General features: G+C 63.3%; 24 protein-coding genes. 14 read left to right on the forward strand and 10 right to left on the reverse strand.

Annotated elements, in window-relative coordinates; translation table 11 throughout:
- The first annotated feature begins 44 nt into the window (after positions 1 to 44).
- Entirely contained in the window at positions 45 to 281 is a 237-nt protein-coding gene (locus F758_RS0137995) for a hypothetical protein (RefSeq protein WP_024512736.1), read from the forward strand.
- A gap of 181 nt (positions 282 to 462) precedes the next feature.
- Here the strand turns inward: F758_RS0137995 and fliP are convergent, their stop codons facing one another.
- Together fliP and F758_RS0138005 are read right to left on the reverse strand one after the other, a co-directional pair.
- Positions 463 to 1,218, reverse strand: a complete 756-nt coding sequence (gene fliP / locus F758_RS0138000; protein ID WP_024512737.1) for a flagellar type III secretion system pore protein FliP — start codon at positions 1,216 to 1,218, stop codon at positions 463 to 465.
- A complete protein-coding gene (locus tag F758_RS0138005; RefSeq protein ID WP_024512738.1) occupies positions 1,215 to 2,198 on the reverse strand; it encodes a flagellar biosynthetic protein FliO in 984 nt (327 codons plus the stop codon). Before F758_RS0138005 ends, fliP begins: the two co-directional genes overlap by 4 nt.
- Before the next feature lie 358 nt (positions 2,199 to 2,556).
- Between F758_RS0138005 and flgB the strand changes: the two genes are divergently transcribed.
- The 10 genes from flgB (at position 2,557) to F758_RS0138060 (ending at position 11,453) form a co-directional block, all read left to right on the forward strand.
- The gene (flgB, locus tag F758_RS0138010) at positions 2,557 to 2,964 is read left to right on the forward strand and encodes a flagellar basal body rod protein FlgB (RefSeq protein WP_024512739.1); all 408 of its coding nucleotides are present in this window, start codon (positions 2,557 to 2,559) and stop codon (positions 2,962 to 2,964) included.
- A 34-nt stretch (positions 2,965 to 2,998) separates the two neighbouring features.
- The gene (gene flgC, locus F758_RS0138015; RefSeq protein WP_024512740.1) at positions 2,999 to 3,424 is read left to right on the forward strand and encodes a flagellar basal body rod protein FlgC; all 426 of its coding nucleotides are present in this window, start codon (positions 2,999 to 3,001) and stop codon (positions 3,422 to 3,424) included.
- Between the two features lie 17 nt (positions 3,425 to 3,441).
- A complete protein-coding gene (gene fliE, locus F758_RS0138020) occupies positions 3,442 to 3,798 on the forward strand; it encodes a flagellar hook-basal body complex protein FliE (RefSeq protein WP_024512741.1) in 357 nt (118 codons plus the stop codon).
- 124 nt (positions 3,799 to 3,922) lie between these two features.
- Positions 3,923 to 4,186, forward strand: coding sequence for a flagellar biosynthesis protein FliQ (fliQ, locus tag F758_RS0138025; RefSeq protein WP_024512742.1), 264 nt, complete (start codon positions 3,923 to 3,925; stop codon positions 4,184 to 4,186).
- A 17-nt stretch (positions 4,187 to 4,203) separates the two neighbouring features.
- Entirely contained in the window at positions 4,204 to 4,974 is a 771-nt protein-coding gene (gene fliR / locus F758_RS0138030; protein ID WP_024512743.1) for a flagellar biosynthetic protein FliR, read from the forward strand.
- A 21-nt stretch (positions 4,975 to 4,995) separates the two neighbouring features.
- Positions 4,996 to 6,075 carry a flagellar biosynthesis protein FlhB gene (flhB, locus tag F758_RS0138035; protein ID WP_024512744.1) on the forward strand — a complete coding sequence of 360 codons (1,080 nt, stop codon included), beginning with the start codon at positions 4,996 to 4,998 and terminating at the stop codon, positions 6,073 to 6,075.
- A gap of 144 nt (positions 6,076 to 6,219) precedes the next feature.
- Positions 6,220 to 8,793, forward strand: a complete 2,574-nt coding sequence (cckA, locus tag F758_RS0138040) for a cell cycle histidine kinase CckA (protein WP_024512745.1) — start codon at positions 6,220 to 6,222, stop codon at positions 8,791 to 8,793.
- 288 nt (positions 8,794 to 9,081) lie between these two features.
- Positions 9,082 to 10,026, forward strand: coding sequence for a Tim44 domain-containing protein (locus F758_RS0138045; protein ID WP_024512746.1), 945 nt, complete (start codon positions 9,082 to 9,084; stop codon positions 10,024 to 10,026).
- A gap of 161 nt (positions 10,027 to 10,187) precedes the next feature.
- Positions 10,188 to 10,895, forward strand: a complete 708-nt coding sequence (locus F758_RS0138050) for a glutathione S-transferase (protein ID WP_024512747.1) — start codon at positions 10,188 to 10,190, stop codon at positions 10,893 to 10,895.
- A 222-nt stretch (positions 10,896 to 11,117) separates the two neighbouring features.
- Complete coding sequence (locus tag F758_RS0138060) at positions 11,118 to 11,453, forward strand: hypothetical protein (RefSeq protein ID WP_035724550.1); 336 nt, start codon at positions 11,118 to 11,120, stop codon at positions 11,451 to 11,453.
- 340 nt (positions 11,454 to 11,793) lie between these two features.
- Here F758_RS0138060 and mctP read toward each other — a convergent pair whose 3' ends face one another.
- The 4 genes from mctP to F758_RS0138085 form a co-directional block, all read right to left on the reverse strand.
- A complete protein-coding gene (gene mctP / locus F758_RS0138065) occupies positions 11,794 to 13,341 on the reverse strand; it encodes a monocarboxylate uptake permease MctP (protein WP_198026667.1) in 1,548 nt (515 codons plus the stop codon).
- Between the two features lie 65 nt (positions 13,342 to 13,406).
- A complete protein-coding gene (locus tag F758_RS0138070) occupies positions 13,407 to 13,640 on the reverse strand; it encodes a DUF3311 domain-containing protein (protein WP_502689215.1) in 234 nt (77 codons plus the stop codon).
- The gene (locus F758_RS45535; RefSeq protein WP_035724553.1) at positions 13,633 to 14,958 is read right to left on the reverse strand and encodes an MFS transporter; all 1,326 of its coding nucleotides are present in this window, start codon (positions 14,956 to 14,958) and stop codon (positions 13,633 to 13,635) included. Before F758_RS45535 ends, F758_RS0138070 begins: the two co-directional genes overlap by 8 nt.
- A gap of 474 nt (positions 14,959 to 15,432) precedes the next feature.
- Positions 15,433 to 15,792, reverse strand: coding sequence for a GFA family protein (locus tag F758_RS0138085; protein ID WP_024512752.1), 360 nt, complete (start codon positions 15,790 to 15,792; stop codon positions 15,433 to 15,435).
- A 143-nt stretch (positions 15,793 to 15,935) separates the two neighbouring features.
- Between F758_RS0138085 and F758_RS0138090 the strand changes: the two genes are divergently transcribed.
- Together F758_RS0138090 and F758_RS0138095 are read left to right on the forward strand one after the other, a co-directional pair.
- Positions 15,936 to 16,262, forward strand: a complete 327-nt coding sequence (locus F758_RS0138090) for an ArsR/SmtB family transcription factor (RefSeq protein WP_024512753.1) — start codon at positions 15,936 to 15,938, stop codon at positions 16,260 to 16,262.
- Positions 16,262 to 16,729, forward strand: a complete 468-nt coding sequence (locus tag F758_RS0138095) for an SRPBCC family protein (protein ID WP_024512754.1) — start codon at positions 16,262 to 16,264, stop codon at positions 16,727 to 16,729. The genes F758_RS0138090 and F758_RS0138095 overlap by 1 nt, the downstream gene beginning before the upstream one ends.
- On the opposite strand, the gene F758_RS50330 is transcribed toward F758_RS0138095, so the two are convergent.
- From F758_RS50330 to F758_RS0138110, 3 genes are all read right to left on the reverse strand, one after another.
- The gene (locus F758_RS50330; RefSeq protein ID WP_157450361.1) at positions 16,717 to 16,893 is read right to left on the reverse strand and encodes a hypothetical protein; all 177 of its coding nucleotides are present in this window, start codon (positions 16,891 to 16,893) and stop codon (positions 16,717 to 16,719) included. The two genes, F758_RS0138095 and F758_RS50330, sit on opposite strands and share 13 nt — an antisense overlap.
- A gap of 174 nt (positions 16,894 to 17,067) precedes the next feature.
- Complete coding sequence (locus tag F758_RS0138105; protein ID WP_024512755.1) at positions 17,068 to 17,544, reverse strand: hypothetical protein; 477 nt, start codon at positions 17,542 to 17,544, stop codon at positions 17,068 to 17,070.
- A 161-nt stretch (positions 17,545 to 17,705) separates the two neighbouring features.
- The gene (locus F758_RS0138110) at positions 17,706 to 18,389 is read right to left on the reverse strand and encodes an alpha/beta fold hydrolase (RefSeq protein ID WP_024512756.1); all 684 of its coding nucleotides are present in this window, start codon (positions 18,387 to 18,389) and stop codon (positions 17,706 to 17,708) included.
- Between the two features lie 112 nt (positions 18,390 to 18,501).
- On the opposite strand from F758_RS0138110, the gene F758_RS0138115 reads away from it, so the two are divergent.
- Complete coding sequence (locus F758_RS0138115) at positions 18,502 to 20,157, forward strand: fumarate hydratase (RefSeq protein WP_024512757.1); 1,656 nt, start codon at positions 18,502 to 18,504, stop codon at positions 20,155 to 20,157.
- Between the two features lie 121 nt (positions 20,158 to 20,278).
- On the opposite strand, the gene F758_RS45540 is transcribed toward F758_RS0138115, so the two are convergent.
- Positions 20,279 to 20,644 (reverse strand): IS4 family transposase (locus F758_RS45540; protein ID WP_035724556.1); only part of this gene is annotated, 366 nt, incomplete at its 5' end.

The raw sequence follows: 20,644 nt of genomic DNA on the forward strand, positions 1-20,644 counted from the left end.
TGAAGGCGGCAAGTTGAGTTCCGACCATGCCGGAAGCCACTATTATGAGCAAGCCAGCCAAGACCGAGGCCGAACTTATCGCCATGGCCAGGGCGGAATTGAAGGTTCATGCCGATTGCCCCGATGGGATGACGATCACCGTTATCAGGAGCGATGATACCTGGGAGTTTCGTGCCTCAGCCGATGAGGCCACCGCGGCAAAACCAGGCTATCCCGAATGCGTGGCGATGCTGGTGCAGATCGGGGACCACTTGAGCAAGCAGTATGATTTTAAAGAGTAGGGTCGTGCTTTGCGGCCTCGCCGTCATTGCGAGCGAAGCGAAGCAATCCAGAATTTCTCCGCGGATGCAGTCTGGATTGCTTCCGCTACGCGCAAAGGCGCTTCGGCGGGACTTCACGCCTCGCCAGAGCTCGCGCAGCGAGTCGTCGCTTGCGCTCCTCGCAATGACGAGGAGAGAGCGCTCACCCGCCCCCGTAACTCTGCACCAGGCTTCCCGCAACGAGCGACCAGCCGTCGACCAGCACGAAGAAGATCAGCTTGAAGGGGAGCGACACCACCGCCGGCGGGAGCATCATCATGCCCATCGACATCAGCACCGACGCCACGACGAGGTCGATGATCAGGAAGGGCAGGAACAGCAGGAAGCCGATCTCGAAGGCGCGTTTCAGCTCGGAGATCATGAAGGCCGGCACCAGGATGCGCAGCGACATCTCTTCGGGCGTTGGCGGCGCCGGCTCGCCGGAGAGATCCATGAACAGGCGTAGATCCTTTTCGCGCACGTTCTTCTGCATGAAGGCGCGCAGCGGCACCGAGGCGCGCTGCAACGCCTCTTCCACGGTGATCTCGTTGGCGACCAGGGGGCGGATGCCGTCGTCGTAGGATTTTTGCAGCACCGGTCCCATCACGAAGGCGGTGAGAAACATCGCCAGCGCAATGATGACGGAGTTTGGTGGCGCGGTTGCCGTCCCCATCGCGGTACGCAGCAGTGACAGCACCACCACGATGCGGGTGAACGACGTCATCATGATCAGGATCGACGGCGCGATCGAGAGCACCGTCAACAGCGCGATCAACTGGATGGCGCGCTCGGTGACGCCGCCATTGCCCGGGCCAAGATTGATGCTGACGTCCTGGGCAAACGCAGCCGTGGCCAGCGAACCGGCGGCGATCAGGACAGTAAGGAATAAAACTCTACGCGGGAAGCTTGGGAACCTCACGAAGACGACTTCGGACGGCCCAGCAATGATGCCATCTCGTCTTCGAGGTTCTCAAAACTGGTCTTGGGCGAGGGGGCAGGCGACGGCGGGGCCGGTGGCTCGCCGTTGCGCGGCGCACCGCGCGGCGCGGGCTCGGGCGCCACGGGAGGCGCGGTGTCGGCGCCAGGTGCGCTGCTCGCAGGCCGACGCAGGGCCGCCTCCAGGCGCTGTGCCATTTCGGCGAGGTTCTGGTCGGCATTCTGCGGGGGCGGTGGGGCCGGCGGCGGAGGTGGTGGCGGGGCCGCGGCGCGCTCGGGCGCGCGAACAGGCGGCATTTTCGGCGGTTCGGCCTGGCGGGCCGGGCGCGGTATCAATGGTTCGCTGCGCGAGGGCATGCGCGGGATCACCGGCTCAGCTCGCGGCTCAGCCCTCGGTTCGGCGCGCGACTCAGGCCTCAGCTCCGGCCGCACCTCGGCCCGTCCGCCCAGAGGCTCGGGGGCGAAGCCGGTCAGCGGCTCGGGGCGGCGCTCGGGCGCCACCGGCGCGGGACGGCGCAGTTCCTCGGCGAAGGAGGGGCGCACCGGGCGCGGCGGTTCCGGCATCTGCGGCTCCGCAGGCTCAAAGCCTTCCGCGCGCGCGGGCTCGCCTTCATTCCAGGCGGCATCCGGCAGCGGCGCGATTCGCGGCGGTTCGGGAGCGATCATGCCCGGCCGCTGCGGCAACTGATCACGCGCCGGGCTTGCGCGCACGATGTTGGATTCCACGACGATATCGCTCGGGCCGCCGATCATCAGGAGATGCTCGATATTGTCGCGCCGGACCAGCACCAGACGCCGGCGCCCATCCACGGCGGCGGCGTCGATCACGGCCAGCCGCGGCATGCGGCCGCGATTCGGATTGGCACCCAGACGATTGCTGGCGAATCGACGCACCAGCCAGGCGGCAAGACCGATCAGGACCAGAACCGCCACGAATGCGAAGAAAAAGGTGAGTGCCTGCATTACTCAGTCCCCGGCAGATCGCGCTTTCATCAAGCTCTTCGTACGCAACGCAGTCAAAGCGGCGAACGACGCCTGAGATCGAACCCGTTAATCCCTTACGGCAAAAGCTGCCGCCCCAAAAGCCTTAATATCCCATGAATCGGTCGGACCAAACGACTTCTTGGGATGCGGATTGAAGCGTGCTGGTGCGCTTAATGCAGCACAGCGGGGCAAAATGCACCCGAATTCGTCGGCCGCAAGACCCGGACTGGGAACTTTCTGCCCAGGTGGCCCGCGCATTTTAACCAGCCGTTAACCATGCGCGCGGCAAATTCTTCCCACCTGCTGGACGACCCCGCAGGCGAAGCGGAGCGGCACGATGTCCATCAGTGATCTTCCGACCCTGTTGGTGCTGCGCACCAAGATGCAGTGGCATCAGGAGCGGCAGCGGATCCTTTCGGAAAACGTCGCCAATTCCGATACGCCGGCCTTCAAGCCGCGTGACCTGATCGAACCCAAATTCGACGAGGCCGGCTCGACCGTAGGCTCGATGGGCCAGCTTCCGCTGACGCTGACGAGCACCACCCATATCGCTCCCGCCGATGGCGGGACGACGAGCTTTGACCAGAACCGCAACGCTGGTTTTGAGACGCGGCCCGCCGGCAACTCGGTGAGCCTCGAGGAGGAGATGATGAAAGTCTCCTCCAATCAGATGGACTACGCGGCCGTGACCCAGCTCTACAGCAAGAGCCTGCAGCTCCTGAAAATCGCGATCGGCAAGAGCTAGTCGGTAGAGCTAACGGCGAACAAGGAAGGCGATCATGGCCGACAACGGAAGCGACTTCACCCGCTCGATGGGCATTGCCACGTCGGGGCTGCGGGCCCAGTCCGGGCGCATGCGTGTGATTTCGGAAAATATCGCCAACGCCGATTCGACGGCGCCCACGGCCGGCGGCGATCCCTATCGCCGCAAGGTGCCGACCTTTTCCTCCGCGCTTGACCGCACGCTCGATGCCCACGTGGTGGCCCTTGGTCAGATCAAGCCGGACCAGTCCGCGTTTCGCGTCAAGTATGAGCCGAGTAATCCGGCGGCCGATGCCTCCGGTAATGTCAAGTATCCCAACGTCAATCCGCTGATCGAAATGACCGACCTGCGCGACGCGCAGCGGTCATATGAAGCGAACCTGAACGTCATCACCGCCACACGTCGGATGATCCAGCGCACGCTCGACATCCTGAAGGCTTAATAAGAAGGAACGAGACAATGGCGTCACCAACTGTTGCTGCGAATGCGTATGCGAATCTAGCCCGCGTCCTCGATACCGGCGGATCCAGTAAGGGAAATGCCTACGCCAACGCCCGCATCCTCGACGTCGGCGGGGTGAGCAAGTCCGCCGACGCCGGTCCTTCGTTCAGCGCGGTGCTCAAGGACGCGATCGGTAGCGTCATGGAGAGCGGCCGCAAGTCCGACGCGCAGACGGTGGCGATGGCCAACGGCAAGGCGAATGTGATGGACGTGGTCACCGCGGTCGCCGAGACCGACGTCGCCGTGTCGACCCTGGTGTCGGTGCGCGACAAGGTCATCCAGGCCTATGAAGACATCATGAAGATGACGATCTGAGCGATCGAACACTGCCATTCCGGGGCGATGCGAAGCATCGAGCCCGGAATCTCGAGATTCCGGGTTCGCCGCTTCGAGGCGAACCGGAATGACGGTGCGAATGAGGGCTGGCGAGGGGACGCAAATGACCGGTGCTGAAACTCTCGACGTGGCGCGCGACGCCATCTGGACCATCGTGATCGTATCGGCGCCGCTCATGCTGGTCGGACTCGTGATCGGCGTGATCGTCTCGTTGTTTCAGGCGCTCACGCAGATCCAGGAACAGACGCTGGTGTTCGTGCCGAAGATCCTGGCGATCTTCGCCACGCTGCTGCTTGCGCTTCCCTTCATGGCCGATCACTTGCACAGCCACATGATGCGGATCTCGTCGCGAATCATCGGCGGCTGATGCAGAATGCGTAAACCATGCGCATCGACATCTCCTGGCTGCCGGCGCTCGCCGCCGCCTTCATGCTGGTCTTCGCCCGCGTGGGCGCCATGGTGATGCTGCTGCCGGCGCTCGGCGAATCCAACATTCCGATGCGCGTCAAACTGTCGATCGCGCTGTTGCTGACTTTGATTCTCCTGCCGCTGCACCAGCACTCCTACCACATCGACCTGCAGTCACTGGCGGCGCTGTTGGTGCTGATGCTGCATGAGATCGTGATCGGGATCGTGCTGGGGGCGACCGCGCGCGTGACGCTGGCGGCGCTGCAGGTCGCGGGCTCCGTGATCGCCCAGCAGATGGGGCTCGGCTTCGTTTCCTCGGTCGATCCGACGCAAGGCGAGCAGGGACTTCTAATCGGCAATTTTCTCACCATGCTCGGGGTGACGCTGTTGTTTGCCACCGACACCCATCATCTGGTCATTGCCGCGCTCAACGACAGCTATTCGATCTTCGCGCCGGGGGAGCTCGTGCCGAGCGGCGACGTCGCCTCGCTCGCCACGCGCGCCTTTGCCGCCGCATTCAAGCTGGGCCTGCAGCTCTCCGCGCCGTTTCTCGTGTTCGGCCTCGTCTTCAATATCGGGCTTGGCGTGCTGGCGCGGCTGATGCCGCAGATGCAGGTCTATTTCGTCGGCGTGCCGCTGTCGATTCTCGCGGGCTTTCTGATCTTCGCGCTCGTGCTCGCCGCGATGATGGGGACTTTTCTCGATAATTTCAGCGGCGTCATGCACGGGATGATGCCGCTGAGGTGAGTGCGCACTTAAAGGGTTGAGATGGCCGAGGAAGACGACACATCCGACAAAACAGAAGACCCCACGCAAAAGCGTCTCAACGAGGCGGTGGAGCGTGGGGATGTCGTCAAGAGCCAGGAGCTCAACACCTGGTTCGTGATCGCCGGCGCCACGCTCGTGATGTCGAATTTCTCGGGCTGGATCGGCGATAGCATCATGATGCCGCTGCGCAACCTGCTCGCCAAATCCTGGGAGATCCGCACCGACGGTCCCGGCCTGCTCGCGCTGGCGAAAAGCCTGGAATTTGCCGTTATCGCCGCGATCGGCGTTCCGCTGCTGTTGCTGGCGCTCGCCGCGATCGCCGGCAACATGGTGCAGCATCAGTTGGTGTTTTCCGGCGAGCCGCTGAAGCCGAAGCTGTCCAAGATCTCGCCGGCGTCCGGGCTCAAACGCATCTTCGGCAAGCAGGCGGCGGTCAATTTCGGCAAGGGCCTGTTCAAGCTGATCGCGCTTGGCACGGTCATGATCATGATCCTGTGGCCCGAGCGGCTGCGCCTGGAGTCCTTCGTCCGGCTCGACCCGGCGGTACTGCTCGGCATGACGCGGTCGCTGACGCTGCACCTGATGGGCGCGGTGGTGGCGTTCCTCGCCCTGGTCGCGATCGGCGATTACCTGTTCCAGTACCGCCAGTGGTTCGAGCGGCTGAAAATGTCGCGCCAGGAAATGAAGGAGGAGTTCAAGCAGTCCGAAGGCGATCCGCATGTGAAGGGGCGCATCAAGCAGCTCCGCGTCGCGCGTATGAAGAAACGCATGATGGCGGCGGTCCCCAAGGCCTCCGTGATCATCACCAACCCGACCCACTATTCGGTGGCGCTGCAGTATAACCGCGGCATGTCGGCACCGGTCTGCGTCGCCAAGGGCGTCGATCACCTCGCTTTCAAGATCAGGGAGATCGCAAGAGCCCACGACATCCCGATCATCGAGAACGTGCCGCTGGCCCGCGCGCTGTATGCGACCGTCGAGGTGGACGCGGAAATCCCGGTGGAACATTACCACGCCGTTGCCGAGATCATCGGCTACGTCATGGGGCTGCGGCGGACCCTGTCCGGCCGGCGGGTATGAGGCGGCGGGCACGCGGAAAAAGCCGGAAAAACCCCTGATAATGGCTTGACGGGCTTGCGCGTGCAGGCCCGATTCAGGCACTCCAGGAATCGGCGCGCGGTGTGCGCGTCTTCCTGATTGCTTTAAGGCGCATCGTTGCAAGCCATGACCGCCGAATTCGATAGAGATGCGTCCCGGGAGCCGGCGAGCCTCCCCGAGCCGCCGCGGCGCAGCGGCAGCATCGTGCTGGTGCTGCTGGTTGCCGGCGCCTTGGTGGCGGTCGCGGTCGCCCTGATGACCATCGGGAAGGCCCAGGCGCAGCCCTATATTCTTGGGCTGCTCGCGCTGCTCGCCATGCTCGGCCTGTTCAACCTGTTCGCCTTTGCCGCCGGCATCATCCGCTTCGCCGACCGCTCCGCCGACGATCCCGTGATGAGCCGGATCGCCGATCATGCCTTCGATGGCCTCGCGGTCACGGACTCGCGCGGCCATGTTGTCTATTTCAATGCCGCCTATCTGGCGCTGACCGGCGCCACCAGCGCGCAGGATGTGCGCCCGGTGGAGCGGGTGTTCATCGGCGACCCCGACGTCTCGGAAGCGGTGTTTCGCCTCCTCAAAGCGGCGCGCGAGGGCAAGCGGCAGCAGGAGGAGGTCAGGGTCGCCAGTCCCGATGGCGGGCATGGCCGCTGGCTGCGCATGCGCGTCCGCCCGCTGGGTTCGGGCAAGCGGGACGCCAAATATGCGGTGTGGTCGGTCGCCGACATCACGCGCGACCGCGAGCGCCAGGAAGACGTGTTCCAGGAGCTGCGGCACGCGATCGAATATCTCGACCACGCCCCTTGCGGCTTCTTCTCGGTCAACGCCTATGGCGAGCTCGCCTATGTCAACGCGACGCTGGCGAACTGGCTGGACTACGACCTCGCCGAGATCGGCTCTGGCGGCCTCGTACTCACAGACATCGTCTCCGGCGACGGAGCCTCGCTCTTGACCTCGATCGTGGCCGTGCCCGGCGAAGTGAAGACAGAGGTGTTCGACATCGATTTGAAGATGCGCACGGGCAAGACCTTGCCGGTGCGCATCTATCACAAGCTCGCCTTCGGCGCCGACGGCGTGCCGGGTCCGTCGCGCACCCTGGTGATCAGCCGCGCCCGGGACGAGCGCGGCGACCCCGAGCGCGCCGCCGAGGTGCGCTTCATGCGCTTCTTCGACCACACCCCGATGGCGATCGCCACAGTCGATCGCGGCGGCGCCGTGGTACGGGCGAATGCGCGCCTGCACAAGCTCGCGCAGAGCCTCAACCTCGACGGCGTCGTCGGCAAGCCGATCTTCCGCGCGGTCAATTCGCGCGATCGCCAGTTGCTCATCTCCGCGATCAACCAGGCCGCCGAAGGGCAGGGCGATATCGCGCCGGTGGACGTCATGCTGGAGGGCGCCAAGGAGCGCTGGGGCCAGTTCTTCGTCACCGCGGTGGAGGAGGGCGAGCGCGACACCGAGGCCGCAATCGTTTACATGCTGGAGACCACCGAGCGGCGGGCGCTGGAGAACCAGATCAACCAGTCGCAGAAGATGGACATGGTCGGCCAGCTCGCGGGCGGCATCGCGCACGACTTCAACAACGTGCTCTCCGCCATCATGATGGCGAATGATTTCCTGCTCAACGCGCACAAGCCGACCGATCCGTCGTTCCAGGACATCATGCAGATCAAGCAGAACGCGACGCGCGCCGCCACCTTGGTGCGGCAGCTGCTGGCGTTCTCGCGCCGCCAGACCTTGCGGCCGCAGGTACTCGATCTCGGCGATGCGCTGTCGGATCTGCGCATCCTCCTGCAGCGGCTGATCGGGGAGAAGGTGAAGCTCGATCTCGTGCACGGCCGCGATCTCTGGCCGGTGAAGGCGGACGTCTCGCAATTCGAGCAGGTGATCGTCAATCTCGCGGTCAATGCGCGCGACGCCATGCCCGACGGCGGCCGGCTGACGATCAAGACTGCGAATGTGGCCGCCGAGGAAGCGGCGCAACTTGCCCACAAGGGCATGCCGGCGGCCGATTATGTGCGGATCGATATTTCCGACACGGGTACCGGCATTCCCGCCGACATCCGCGAGAAGATCTTCGAGCCGTTCTTCACCACCAAGGAGGTCGGCAAGGGCACGGGGCTCGGACTCTCGACCGTCTACGGCATCGTCAAGCAGACCGGCGGCTTCGTCTATGTCGACTCGGAGGAGGGCAAGGGCACGACCTTCCACATCTTCCTGCCGCGCCATCAGGCCGAGCAGGAGACGCAGGCCGAGCCGCATGCGGAGGCGTCGGCCGGCAACGGCGCCGCGAGGGAGCAGGGCGCGGCGCCCAAGCCGCGTACCGATCTCACCGGCCAGGGCACGATCCTGCTGGTCGAGGACGAGGAGGGCCTACGCTCGCTCAACGCCCGGGGCCTGCGCTCGCGCGGCTACAGCGTGATCGAGGCGTCGAACGGGATCGAGGCCATGGAGGCGCTGGACGAGAAGAATGGCGACGTCGATCTCGTGGTTTCCGACGTGGTGATGCCGGAAATGGATGGGCCGACCCTTCTGAAGGCGATGCGCGAGCGCAATCCGAACGTGAAGATCATCTTCGTCTCCGGCTATGCCGAGGACGCCTTTGAGAAGAGCCTGCCGGAGAACCAGCAATTCGCTTTCTTGCCCAAGCCGTTCACGCTGAGCCAGCTCGTCGCCGCCGTGAAAGAGACGATGGCGCCGCAGTGAGGGCGGTAAAGGGACGACCGTCATTCCGGAGCGGTGCGACAGCACCGAACCCGGAATCTTCAGATTCTCCGATGTGCAGTTCCACATCGGAGCTCGACGCGGAGCCTGTCGTCCGGCAGCGCTTCGCGCGGAGCGGGTGGCGTCGCCCCGGAATGGCGGCACCAAATACCGCGATCCCGTATCCCCGCGACGCAGGGCCGCAGCCGTGAACCCCAATACCCGCTTTCACTTTCGGGAAAGTCTGCCCATTTTAATGGCGCTTCCCCCTTCAGGGGCTTGAGAGACAACATGAATTTCACGAAATCCACGCGCCGCGCCGTCCAGGCGATCGCCGTCGTCCTGGCGCTCGCGGTTCCGACCCTGTCGGCCGTGGGGCCGGCTGACGCCCGTATCGGCGGCGGTTTCTCGTCGGGTTCGCGCGGCTCGCGCAGCTTCTCGCTGCCGCCGAGCACGTCGACCGCGCCCGGCACAGCGCAGCCGTTCAACCGCAGCTTCAGCCAGCCTTCCAGCCCCTCGTTCAGGCCGGGCATGGGCGGCGGCTTCTTCAACCGGCCGGGTGGCCTGTTGGGCGGCCTGGCGGCCGGCTTCCTCGGCGCCGGGCTATTTGGCCTGTTGTTTGGCGGCGGGCTGTTTTCGGGCATCGGCGGCTTCTCGTCGATCCTCGGGCTTTTGCTGCAGCTCGCGCTGATCTTCTTCCTGGCGCGATGGGCGATGAACTGGTGGCAGCGCCGCGGCACCGCGCAGCCGGCCTATGCCGGCGCGGCGGGCCCGGGCTCATCGCCGAACATGCGCAACGCCATGGGCTTCGGCTTGGGATCGACCAGCACCCCGCTGCAGATCGGGCCCGCCGACTACGAGGCCTTCGAGCGGCTGCTCAGCGAAACCCAGGCCGCATGGTCGGACGAGGATATCGGCCGGCTGCGCAGGCTCGCGACACCTGAAATGGTCTCGTTCTTCGAGAACGATCTGCAGGAGAACCGCGCCCGCAACCAGATCAATAAGGTCTCAGGCACGAAACTGTTGCAGGGCGACCTTGCCGAAGCCTGGCGCGAAGGCGACACCGATTACGCGACCGTGGCGCTGCGCTTTTCCATGATCGACCGCACGCTCGACCGTGCAACGGGCCGACTGGTGGGCGGCAGCGAGCAGCCGCAGGAGGCAGTTGAAGTGTGGACCTTCGTCCGCCCCCGCGGTGGCGACTGGATCCTCTCGGCGATCCAGCAGACGAACTGATCCTTTCCGTGAGCAAGTAACAGAAGGCGCTGCGGCCAACGCCGCGGCGCCTTTCGTTTTTTGCGCGGCGCGTCTGCGCACACCCATGCTATTCCTTTACAAAGGCCGAACCCGTGCGCCTGCTCAGCGTTGTCGGCCTTGGTTCTTGCGAAGGAACATCCATGCGCTACGAACTCTATTATTGGCCGGAGATTCAGGGACGCGGCGAATATGTCCGCCTTGCGCTGGAAGATGCTGGTGCCGACTACGTCGACGCCGCGCGCGAGGGAAACGGCACGAGCGCCATGATGAAGCTGATGGACGAGAGGCGCGGCACGCCGCCGTTCGCCCCGCCGTTTCTCAAGGCGGGAAAGCTCGTGATCGGGCAGACCGCCAACATCCTGCTCTATCTCGGTGCCCGCCATTCCCTGGCACCGAAGACGGAAGCCGGAAAACTATGGGTGCACCAGCTTCAGCTCACGATTGCCGATTTTGTGCTGGAGATTCACGACACCCACCATCCGCTCGGACCCTCGCTCTACTACGAAGAGCAGCGCGCGCCGGCGAAAAAGCGCACCGAGGAGTTCTGGAAGGAGCGGGTGCCGAAATATCTCGGCTATTTCGAAAGTCTGCTCGAGGCGAATGGCGGCAGTTATGTGACCGGACGCAGGATCACCTACGTCGATCTCTCACTGTTCCAGATCGTCGAGGGGCTGCGCTATGCTTTCCCCAAGCGCATGAAGGCGTTTGAGGAGGATATCCCCGGATTGCTCGCCTTGCGCGACCGTGTGGCCGCGCGACCCAACATCAAAGCCTATCTCGCAAGTGACCGCCGCATTCCCTTCAACGACAGCGGCATTTTCCGCTACTACAGGGAACTGGACGGCTGAAGATCGCCGCCGCCGGGAGGAGGCACATGCATCCGCATAACAGCAAGAAACTCGACGATCGAGTGATCAGAGCGGCCGAGGCGGCGCTCGCAAACCGAGCGATCGCGTTCCGGGTTCCATATCGCGCGGGTGCCGCAGTGTTTCCGAGCTTCCACTGCGGAGCATGATGCGCGATAGTCAGCGAGCCCCGTCGCGGCAGTACCCGGCGCGGGGGAGTGTTGCATGGAGATGCCGATGCGTGAGGGGACAACCAGTCGGAAAGGCGAGATCGACACTACAAAGGCAAGCGCCCATCTGCCCGGCCTCGACATCGACATTCTCCGCCGGCAATCACCCAGCGGCGATTGGGAGCAGATCTCGATCAATCTCCGGGCAACGCCATCCTTCGAAGCGCTCGGACGCTCTTTCGAGCCAGCCGATCCTTTCACGTTTTGGGTCCAGGCCGTGCGGTTGATGTGGATGCCCTGGTTGCTCACGGCGCAGACGATGATGCTGCCAGATGGCCGGCCACGAACACTCCCAGCGTCGCCCGCCCCCAGCACAACGGGCAGCGGTTAGCGAGCCAAACGATCCGGCAGCGGAGAGAACTTACGACAGCGACATTGCGGGCGGGATATTAGCCTCGCAACAGGCACCATCCGCGAGAGAGGCGACGGACGATTGTCGGTGCTGGCGCAGTCGCCGAGCTGAGTGAATCACGGGGGCGCGTCATTGCGGGCGCAAGCGAAGCAATCCAGACTTTCTCAGCGGATGCAATCTGGATTGCTTCCGCCTACGCGCAGAGGCACTTCGGCGGGACTTCACGCCTCGCCATAGCTCGCGCAGCGAGCGACGGCGGGTCGTCGCTTTCGCTCCTCGCAATGGCGGGCCAGGGCAGGCGGGCCGGACTTCACCCCGCTCACACCGGCGCTTGATATTCCGCTGCTTCCGTTTCGTCAGCAGAGCCCGCCACCAAAAGGTTGAAAAGCGGCGTCAGGACGACGCTCAAAACGAGATTGACGATCACCGCGTACAAGGCGGCGTAGCCCGGAAAGCTGAATCCTGCCACGGCAAGCGTATAGGTCGGGGCGAGGTTCGCGGCGATGAACATCGCGGTTCCCGCCGCGATTCCCACGGCCCAGCCGATCATCAGCGCCCATTCGTTGAACCAGCGGGTGTAGACCCCAAGCATCACGGCAGGCAGAGTCTGGATAATCCAGATACCGCCGAGGAGCTGCAGGTAGATTGCAAATTTCGATGGCAAGAACACGATGAAGGCCAGTGCCCCGAACTTGACGATCAACGACACCCACTTCGCTAATTGCGCCTCCTGTTGGTCGGTGGGCGCGCTATTGATGAACTCGCGGTGGATGTTGCGCGTATAAAGGTTGGCTGCCGCAATCGACATGATCGCCGCGGGTACCAGCGCCCCGATGCCAACGGCCGCAAAGGCGATCCCGACAAACCACGAGGGGAAGCTGTCGAGGAATAATGCCGGTATCGCGAAGTTGTTGCCGAACTGCTTGAAACCAGCAGCAAACTCTGGTCGGTCGCCGACGCCTGCAGCAATGGCAAAGAAACCGACGAGCGCAAGCAGGCCGAGCATGAACGAATAGCCTGGCAATAGCGCCGCGTTGCGACGTACGGCGCGTCCGCTGCTTGCGGCCAGGATGCCGGTGATCGAATGCGGATACAGAAAGAGCGCAAGCGCCGATCCCAGCGCCAGCGTCGCATAGGCTCCGTATGCGCCGGTCGTATTGGGACCGGGAGTTGCGAGCAGCGTTTTCGAGGCTGGTATGGCTGCGAAGATCTTTTCAAACCCGCCGAGCTGTATGGGAATCGCGATGATGGCGGCGAATGCGGTCAGATAGATCAGAATGTCCTTGACGATGGCGATCGACGCCGGGGCCCGTAGCCCGCTCGTATAGGTGAAGGCGGCGAGAACGATGAAGGCGATGACCAGCGGAAGATCGCCGCTATAGCCGGTACCGGAAATGCCCATACCGCCGATCACCACCTGCAACCCGACGAGCTGCAGCGCTATGTAAGGCAATGTCGCGACAATGCCGGTGATCGCCATCGCCAGCGCGAGCCAGCGATTGCCGAAGCGCCCGCGGACGAAATCGGCTGCCGTAATGTAGTTGTGCCGGTGACAGACGTACCAGAGGCGTGGAAACACCAGGAAGAGAATGGGGTAAACGACAATCGTGTAGGGGACCGCGAAAAACGCAACTGCGCCGGCCCCGAAGGCCAGCGCCGGAACGGCAATAAACGTGTAGGCCGTGTAGAGGTCGCCACCGATCAGGAACCAGGTGATGAGAGTGCCGAAGCGGCGGCCTCCAAGGCCCCATTCGTGCAACAAGTCGAGGTCGCCCTTGCGCCAATGCGCCGCTGCGAAGCCCAGCCACGTGATGAAGGCAAACAGCGCCAGGAAAATGATCAAGGCGGTCCAGTTGATCTCCTGCACGGCACCCTCCCAGGTAGTCCCCTTGTGATCGTTCTCCCCTTGCGTAACGTTGGCTGCAAGCAGCGCTAGTCGTCGGTTGCGAAGTGGACGGCTGCGGTCAGGATGGCTCCGATGATGATCCAAAGAAGCTGGTACCAATAAAAGAATGGGAGGCCGATCAGGGTCGGCTCGGCTCTGTTGTAGAATGGCGGCCAAAGAACCGCGATGAATTGAATGAGAAAGAGCAGGTGCCACCAGCTCCATCCCGAATGTCTGCGGTCTTGCTGGTTCATATCTTCACCCAATGGTCTGTCAGGCATGCTCCTCGGAAATGTCCCGGTTGGTGTAGTCCGGCAGGAACGCGGTCGACACGATGCTGACGATCGCGCAGAACAGGATATATGCCGCAATCACGTAGCCCGATCCGTACATCGCAAGCAGGGCTGTCGCGATCAACGGGGCCGGGCCGCCGGAAATCACCGACGATAGCTGGTAACCGATCGAGGCGCCGCTGTAGCGCAGGCGTGGCGTAAAGCATTCCGCGATCAGGGCCGCCTGCGGACCATACATCAGGTCGTGCGGTACGAAGGAGAGCACGATGCCGAGAAAAACCAGGACCGGCACGGTTGTGTCGAGCATCGCGAAATAGATGAAGCCGAATATCCCGGTTGCGACCGCGCCGATGATGTACATGCGCTTGCGCCCGATGAGGTCCGACAGGTGTCCGGCGAGCGGGATCGTTCCCAAGGAAACGATGCCGGCACAGATGAGCGAGATGAGCAGGAAGTCGCGCGAGATATGCAGGACCTGGGTCCCGTAGGCGAACACGAACGCGAGATAGATGTAGGCGGGCGCCTGCTCGGCCATCCGCGCCAGCGCAGTAAGAATGATCGCCCCCGGCTGGCGCTTGATCACCTCAAGGACGGGAACGCGCTCGATGCGGTTTTCGGCGACGATGCGCCGGAAGGCTGGGGTCTCGAGAATGCCCAACCGGATATAGAGCCCGATTGCGACCATGACGATGCTGAGCATGAACGGGATGCGCCAGCCCCACACCAGGAACTGGTCGCCGGAGATGCGGCTGAACACCAGCACCGCGATGTTCGCCAGCAAAAGTCCGCCCGGACCACCCAGTTGCGGCCATGACGTAATGAAGCCGCGGTGCGCGTTGGTGCGCGCCCACTCCATCGACAACAGCACCGAGCCGCCCCACTCGCCGCCGACCCCGACGCCCTGGATGAAGCGGATGGCGGTGAGGATGACGGCGCCCCAGATGCCGACGGTCTCGTAGGTCGGCACGAAGCCGACGGCGAAGGTCGCGAGCCCGGTCAGCAGCAGCGTCGCGATCAGCGCGCCCTTGCGGCCGATGCGATCGCCGTAATGGCCGAAGATCATGGCCCCGATCGGGCGGGCGATGAAGCCGACGGTGTAGATGGCAAACGCCTCCAGCACGCCGACAAGAGGATCGGATTTCGGGAAGAACAGCTTGCCGAAGACGAGGCCGGTCACCGTGCTGTAGAGCAGGAAATCGTACCATTCGATGGTGGTACCCACCGTGCTCGCGATAACGGCGCGACGCAGCTGGGCGTGGTGATCGGTTGCTGACAAAGCATCAGAGGTGACGTGAATCGTCGTCATCGGGCTCCTCCTCCTCGGCCCTTTCTCGACGAAGCTTGCGTCGCTAAAACCTTGATCCCCGTTTTCTTATAAAGCGGCGCGTCAGCGCGGATCGCAAGAAAAGGGCTCAACACCTCGACATCTGCTAGTGACGAAAGTCTCAGCGATGTCTGACTGCAGGACTTGATCCTTCGCGAGAGCCCGGATCAATTGGTTCTTAGTCGTAATCAGGCGGATGCATTGGCTGCATCGCGCAAATCGCGGTGCCGTCGATCGTAAGTGTTGCGATGCAACCGCCGACATGCTGCGGAAGGCCGGCTTGCCAGGGGTCTTGCGCGGGATTGGGACGTTCGATTCTCGAGGCAGCTTCGCCAAAGACCGCCATCGCTTTGGTCTGTGTGCTCCCCGGACAGCGGTAACAGGTGGCGCCTGCGGCCATCGGGCGAGATGTAGCGCAAGCCGGGTTCGGTCCGCCATGACAATGACCGTGTCGGACTACCGATTCCGTCCATCGATCGGCGTCATCGTCAGCTTTGAAAGCTCGATGCCATCAATGCAGCTCACGTTGAGCGCCACGACCTCGGTCCCGTCGGGTTTTTGGCCGCGCGCGAACACGTCGACGCCGCAGTCGCTGCAGAGCTGATGCCGGATCGCGCGTCTGTTGAAGAGATATTCACGTAAGGCGTCCTCGCCGGCGCGAAGCTGAAAGCTCGTCGGTGCTACGAAGGTGAAATGCAGGCCCTTCTTGGTGCAGATCGAGCAGTTGCATGCGGTCACCATGGCCAGATCCGTGGTGCATTCGAACCGCACCTGGCCGCAATGGCATCCACCGGTGAACGTCCGCAAATCGGGCATGGCCTAACTCTCCGTAAAGAAGAAGCTGAACTTCAGCGCCGCCTGGCGCGATGATGCGGTGCGCCTGATCAGCAAACTGATGCGAGCTTTCCCGCGAAGTTATGGCGTTGACAATCATATAAGTATTTACTTATATATCGGCCATGACGCCTGCCGCACAGCTCACGGCCGTGATGAAGACGCTTGCCGATCCCACCCGTCGGGCGGTGTTCGAGCGCATTGCGGCCGAAGGCGAGGTGGCCGCGACGGGGCTGGTTAGGGGATCAAAGGTTTCGCAGCCGGCCATCTCGCAGCATCTGCGCGCGCTGCGCGACGCCGGGCTTGTGACCGAACGCCGCGAGGGCCGCCACATCCGCTATCGCGTTGCACCCGGCGGGCTTGCGCCGCTCGTCGATTGGCTCGGCCATTACGAGAGGTTCTGGCGCGAGCGCTTCGAAAATCTGGAGAAGCTGTTGAAGGAGTCCGACTGATGAGTGAGAGGCGCGCGATCAGGGTCGAGCAAGTGTTGCCTTATCCGCCGGAGAAGATCTGGCGCACCTTGACCACGAGCGAGTTGGTCGGGAAATGGCTGATGCCGAATGATTTCAAGCCGGTCGTCGGCCACCGATTCACCTTCCGCACGAGGCCAATGGGTGATTGGGACGGTGTCGTGCAGTGCGAGGTCCTCGCCTGCGAGCCGCCGCGTCTATTGCGCTATTCCTGGAAGGGCGGCTCGGATTCCAATCCGGCCTATGGCTCGCGGCTCGACAGCGTCGTGACCTGGACGCTGACGCAAGTCGAAGGCGGCACGCAACTCTGCATGGTGCATGACGGCTTCATCTTGCCGGGCAATCAGTTTGCCTATGACGCGATGAGCCCGGGTTGGGGCAGGGTACTGGACGCGATCGGACGCATCACCGCGGAAGCGTCCGAAAGCAGGCCGCGTCACGCCAATTGATCGACACGCACGCCTTGTCCGGGCGGCAGCGGCGGTAGTGACGGCGGCTGATAGTTGCCCACGCCGCTGTTGCTGTTGTCGCCGGCGCTGCTGTCGGGCGCTTTGGGCGTGTTGCTCGTGGTCGAGACGACCGCGGCCGATGATGCAATCCTCGAAGTATCCATTGGCAAGTTCCTGTGGCTGCCGCGGATATTGCAGCCGCACAGACGAATGCGCCATGAATCCAATCGTTAAAATCCGAACGATCCGCGCGCGACGAGGGCGAGATGGTGAACGGGAGCCTCCGAGCGCCGTATGGGACCTGAACTCATCCCCTGCGGATAGCGCCTCGCAACGGCTCACTCGTCCACGCGCCGCGAGATCGTAATCGAGGCGTCGGCCTTGGTCCGGCTGCAGCGCATGTCAAGTCGCCGATAGCGGGTTGAGGCGTCGTCACGGAAGAAGCCGAGCGCGCGCATGCAGCGGCTGGCGCCCTTGCGCATGTCGTCTTTCGGCAGCGTGAAGATGATGGCGGCGGCGCCGGCGACGAGATCGAGGAAGGCCGGCTTCGGCTTGCGGGTTGCGGACCTCGCATAGAGCTGGTTGCTGAAATTCTTGCTCGAGCAGCCGAGCGAGAGCTCCTTGGCCTGCGGATGTGAGAGAAAGATCACGCCCGCGGCAGTCTTGCCGACGCCGAGCCCGTCGATGCCGTTCTTGAGCTGGCTAGCAATGTCGTCGCAGCGATCGGCCCGCGCAGGCGAGGCCGCGAATGCCGCAAGCGAAGCAAGAACGATGGCGAGCAATAGCGATCGGCGAAACTGTTGTCGGGATATCATGATGAAAAAGCCCCTTGGGTGCTATTGAAGCGTGAGCGGGTCCTTGGTGCAAGTGCGTGCGCGCAACATTGCGAACGGCTGTGTCATCGCCAAGCTGTGTAGTCTCGGTTTTGCAGAATGAAATGGGCGTGTGGACTGAGTGTTCGCGGTTCGGGCCGTTCTCACCCCAACGACAAATCGCGCGCCACTTCCGTCAGGATGTTGAAAATCTCGTCCGGTGCTGCGTTGATCACGTCGTGCCCGCACGCGAGGCTGTGCACGATCCAGGCCGGATCGTTTCGCAACCGCTGATATTGCGCCGTGAACGGCGTCGCCTCCCAACCGCTGGCATAGACGAAGATGCGCGGGATCGCTGGTGTCGGCTTTGTCAGGCGCAGCGCCTGCAGGAATGAGCCAAGCGGGTGAGGGCGGCAGCGGGGATCCAGCCCTTCGGGCGGCAGCACGCTCAAGCCGTCATGACGCGCACGTTCGATGGCGATCTGACGATAGCGCTCGCCTGCCAGGTCCCACCAGGATTGTCCATCGTCGGGGACGAAGGCGTCGAGATAGATCAGTGCCGCGATGCGTTCCTGCGCGCGATCGGCCACGCCGGCGGCGACCATCCCGCCATAGCTGTGAGCGCACAGGATCACTTCCGAGAGGTCCTCGACGGTCAGCAGCTCGATCACATCGCCGATGTGGGTGTCGAGATTGATCTCTCCTGCGGCCGGGCGATCCGCAAATTCGTCGAGCCCGCTTAGTGTCACCGCATAGGCCTCATGGCCCGCACGTTTGAGCCGTGCGACAAAATCGGCAAAGGCCCAGGCCCCGTGCCAACCGCCCGGAATCAGGACAAAACTAGCCATCGCGGCGCTCCGTAATTGCCATGCCGAAAGCTGTGTTGCGCCCGGCCCGGAGGGTAGTCTATCAGACCTGTGAAGACGCCTTCGCGCGGCCCCTCAACCCACGAGCCATCCCATGAACGCTCCGACCGCCTTTCCCGACCAGACCAAGCCCGTTCCGCCCTACAAGCACACGCCGCTGTTCCCGCTGGGGCCGGACACAACGCCCTACAAGAAGATCACGAGCGAAGGTGTGCGGGTGGAGAAGGTCCTGGGCAAGGACATGCTGGTGGTGTCGCGCGAGGCGCTGCGGGCGCTGTCGGAGGCCGCCTTCGGGGAGATCAACCATTACCTGCGGCCCGGACATCTGAAGCAGCTCCGCAGCATTCTCGACGATCCCGAGGCCAGTGCCAACGACAAGTTCGTGGCGCTCGACTTTTTGAAGAACGCCAACATCGCCGCCGGCGGCGTGCTGCCGATGTGCCAGGACACCGGCACCGCCATCATCATGGGAAAGAAGGGCTGCAACGTCATCACCGACGGCGAGGACGAGGCGGCGCTGTCGGAAGGGGCGCGTGACGCCTACCTCAGGCGCAACCTGCGCTACTCGCAGGTCGCGCCGCTCTCGATGTATGAAGAGAAGAACACCGCCAACAACATGCCGGCGCAGTGCGAGATCTACGCCGAGGGTGATGACGCCTACAAATTCATGTTCATGGCGAAGGGCGGCGGCTCCGCCAACAAGAGCTTCCTGTTTCAGGCGACGCCCTCGGTGCTGACCAAGGATCGGCTGCTGGCGTTCCTCAAGGAAAAGATCCTGACGCTCGGCACTGCGGCTTGCCCGCCTTATCACCTCGCGATCGTGATCGGCGGCACCTCGGCCGAGCTCTGCATGAAGACGGTGAAGCTGGCTTCCGCGCGCTATCTCGATGCGTTGCCGACCCATGGCTCGGCCGACGGCAATGCCTTCCGCGACCTGGAGATGGAGCAGGAAATCCACAAGATGACGCAGTCGCTCGGCGTCGGTGCACAGTTCGGCGGCAAGTATTTCTGCCACGATGTGCGCGTCATCCGCATGCCGCGCCATGGCGCCTCGTTGCCGATCGGGCTTGGCGTCTCCTGTTCGGCCGACCGCCAGGTGCTTGGCAAGATCACCAGGGACGGTGTCTATCTCGAAGAGCTCGAGCACAACCCCGCGCAATATCTCCCCGAGGTGGAGCAGGCGCTTGGCGGCGAGGTGGTCAAGATCGATCTAGCCCGGCCGATGAAGGAGATCCTGGCGACGCTCTCGAAATATCCCGTCAAGACGCGGCTGTCGTTGACCGGCACCATGATCGTGGCGCGCGACGCCGCGCATGCCAAGCTGCGCGAGCGGCTCGATCGCGGCGAGCCGCTGCCGGATTATTTCAAGAACCACCCGATCTACTACGCGGGTCCGGCCAAGACGCCCGAAGGCTATGCGTCCGGCGCCTTCGGCCCAACCACGGCGGGACGGATGGATTCCTTTGTCGATCAGTTCCAGGCCGCCGGCGGCTCGATGGTGATGGTGGCGAAGGGCAACCGTGCGGTCGCGGTGCGCGAGGCCTGCAAGAAGCATGGCGGCTTCTATCTGGGCTCGATCGGCGGCGCGGCGGCGAACCTCGCCGAACATTGCATCAAGAAAGTCGAGGTGGTGGAATATCCCGAACTTGGGATGGAGGCAATCTGGCGCATCGAAGTCGTGGATTTCCCGGCCTTCATCATCATCGACGACAAGGGCAACGACTTCTTCAAGGAGCTGAATCTGGGCTGAGGGAGTTTGCCCTCGCTGTCAGCTCGTCATGGCCCGGCTTGTCCCGGCCATCCACGTTTTTGGCCCAGCGCTGCAAGCGAGGTGGGACGTCATCACCGGGTCAAGCCCACGGCTGTCCGGTTTAGGTTTGGCATAGGTCGAGGCTCATCTGTCGGTGATCTCTAAGGATTGGCGGGGGTGGATCGAGCAGATGGTCGATCCGCCGCCGGTGCATGAGGTTTTGAACGATCAGACGAGTGAAGGTCAAAAGACTTGTGACGCCGTTCTGGGTGGCATGGGCCANGCGCAGGAGNAGAAAGGCGATGAGTGCGACGGCGATCTGAATGCGCACGGCGTTCTCGGAAGTGCCAAAGAAGTGGCGGATTTTGAGGGTGTGCTTTATCCAGCGGAAGAACAGCTCGATCTGCCAGCGGCGTCTATAGAGCTCCGCGATCTCGTCCGCCGGGGCGTCGAGATCGTTGGTGAGGATACGTAAGATCTTGCCGGT

The organism is Bradyrhizobium sp. ARR65, assembly GCF_000472385.1.
Taxonomy (GTDB): Bacteria; Pseudomonadota; Alphaproteobacteria; order Rhizobiales; family Xanthobacteraceae; genus Bradyrhizobium.

Coding starts and splice junctions, on each gene's coding strand:
- F758_RS0137995 (WP_024512736.1), top strand. CDS start 45: ATGAGCAAGCCAGCCAAGACCGAGGCCGAACTTATCGCCATGGCCAGG.
- F758_RS0138005 (WP_024512738.1), bottom strand. CDS start 2,198: ATGCAGGCACTCACCTTTTTCTTCGCATTCGTGGCGGTTCTGGTCCTG.
- flgB (WP_024512739.1), top strand. CDS start 2,557: ATGTCCATCAGTGATCTTCCGACCCTGTTGGTGCTGCGCACCAAGATG.
- flgC (WP_024512740.1), top strand. CDS start 2,999: ATGGCCGACAACGGAAGCGACTTCACCCGCTCGATGGGCATTGCCACG.
- fliE (WP_024512741.1), top strand. CDS start 3,442: ATGGCGTCACCAACTGTTGCTGCGAATGCGTATGCGAATCTAGCCCGC.
- fliQ (WP_024512742.1), top strand. CDS start 3,923: ATGACCGGTGCTGAAACTCTCGACGTGGCGCGCGACGCCATCTGGACC.
- fliR (WP_024512743.1), top strand. CDS start 4,204: ATGCGCATCGACATCTCCTGGCTGCCGGCGCTCGCCGCCGCCTTCATG.
- flhB (WP_024512744.1), top strand. CDS start 4,996: ATGGCCGAGGAAGACGACACATCCGACAAAACAGAAGACCCCACGCAA.
- cckA (WP_024512745.1), top strand. CDS start 6,220: ATGACCGCCGAATTCGATAGAGATGCGTCCCGGGAGCCGGCGAGCCTC.
- F758_RS0138045 (WP_024512746.1), top strand. CDS start 9,082: ATGAATTTCACGAAATCCACGCGCCGCGCCGTCCAGGCGATCGCCGTC.
- F758_RS0138050 (WP_024512747.1), top strand. CDS start 10,188: ATGCGCTACGAACTCTATTATTGGCCGGAGATTCAGGGACGCGGCGAA.
- F758_RS0138060 (WP_035724550.1), top strand. CDS start 11,118: ATGGAGATGCCGATGCGTGAGGGGACAACCAGTCGGAAAGGCGAGATC.
- F758_RS0138070 (WP_502689215.1), bottom strand. CDS start 13,640: ATGCCTGACAGACCATTGGGTGAAGATATGAACCAGCAAGACCGCAGA.
- F758_RS45535 (WP_035724553.1), bottom strand. CDS start 14,958: ATGACGACGATTCACGTCACCTCTGATGCTTTGTCAGCAACCGATCAC.
- F758_RS0138085 (WP_024512752.1), bottom strand. CDS start 15,792: ATGCCCGATTTGCGGACGTTCACCGGTGGATGCCATTGCGGCCAGGTG.
- F758_RS0138090 (WP_024512753.1), top strand. CDS start 15,936: ATGACGCCTGCCGCACAGCTCACGGCCGTGATGAAGACGCTTGCCGAT.
- F758_RS0138095 (WP_024512754.1), top strand. CDS start 16,262: ATGAGTGAGAGGCGCGCGATCAGGGTCGAGCAAGTGTTGCCTTATCCG.
- F758_RS50330 (WP_157450361.1), bottom strand. CDS start 16,893: ATGGATACTTCGAGGATTGCATCATCGGCCGCGGTCGTCTCGACCACG.
- F758_RS0138105 (WP_024512755.1), bottom strand. CDS start 17,544: ATGATATCCCGACAACAGTTTCGCCGATCGCTATTGCTCGCCATCGTT.
- F758_RS0138110 (WP_024512756.1), bottom strand. CDS start 18,389: ATGGCTAGTTTTGTCCTGATTCCGGGCGGTTGGCACGGGGCCTGGGCC.
- F758_RS0138115 (WP_024512757.1), top strand. CDS start 18,502: ATGAACGCTCCGACCGCCTTTCCCGACCAGACCAAGCCCGTTCCGCCC.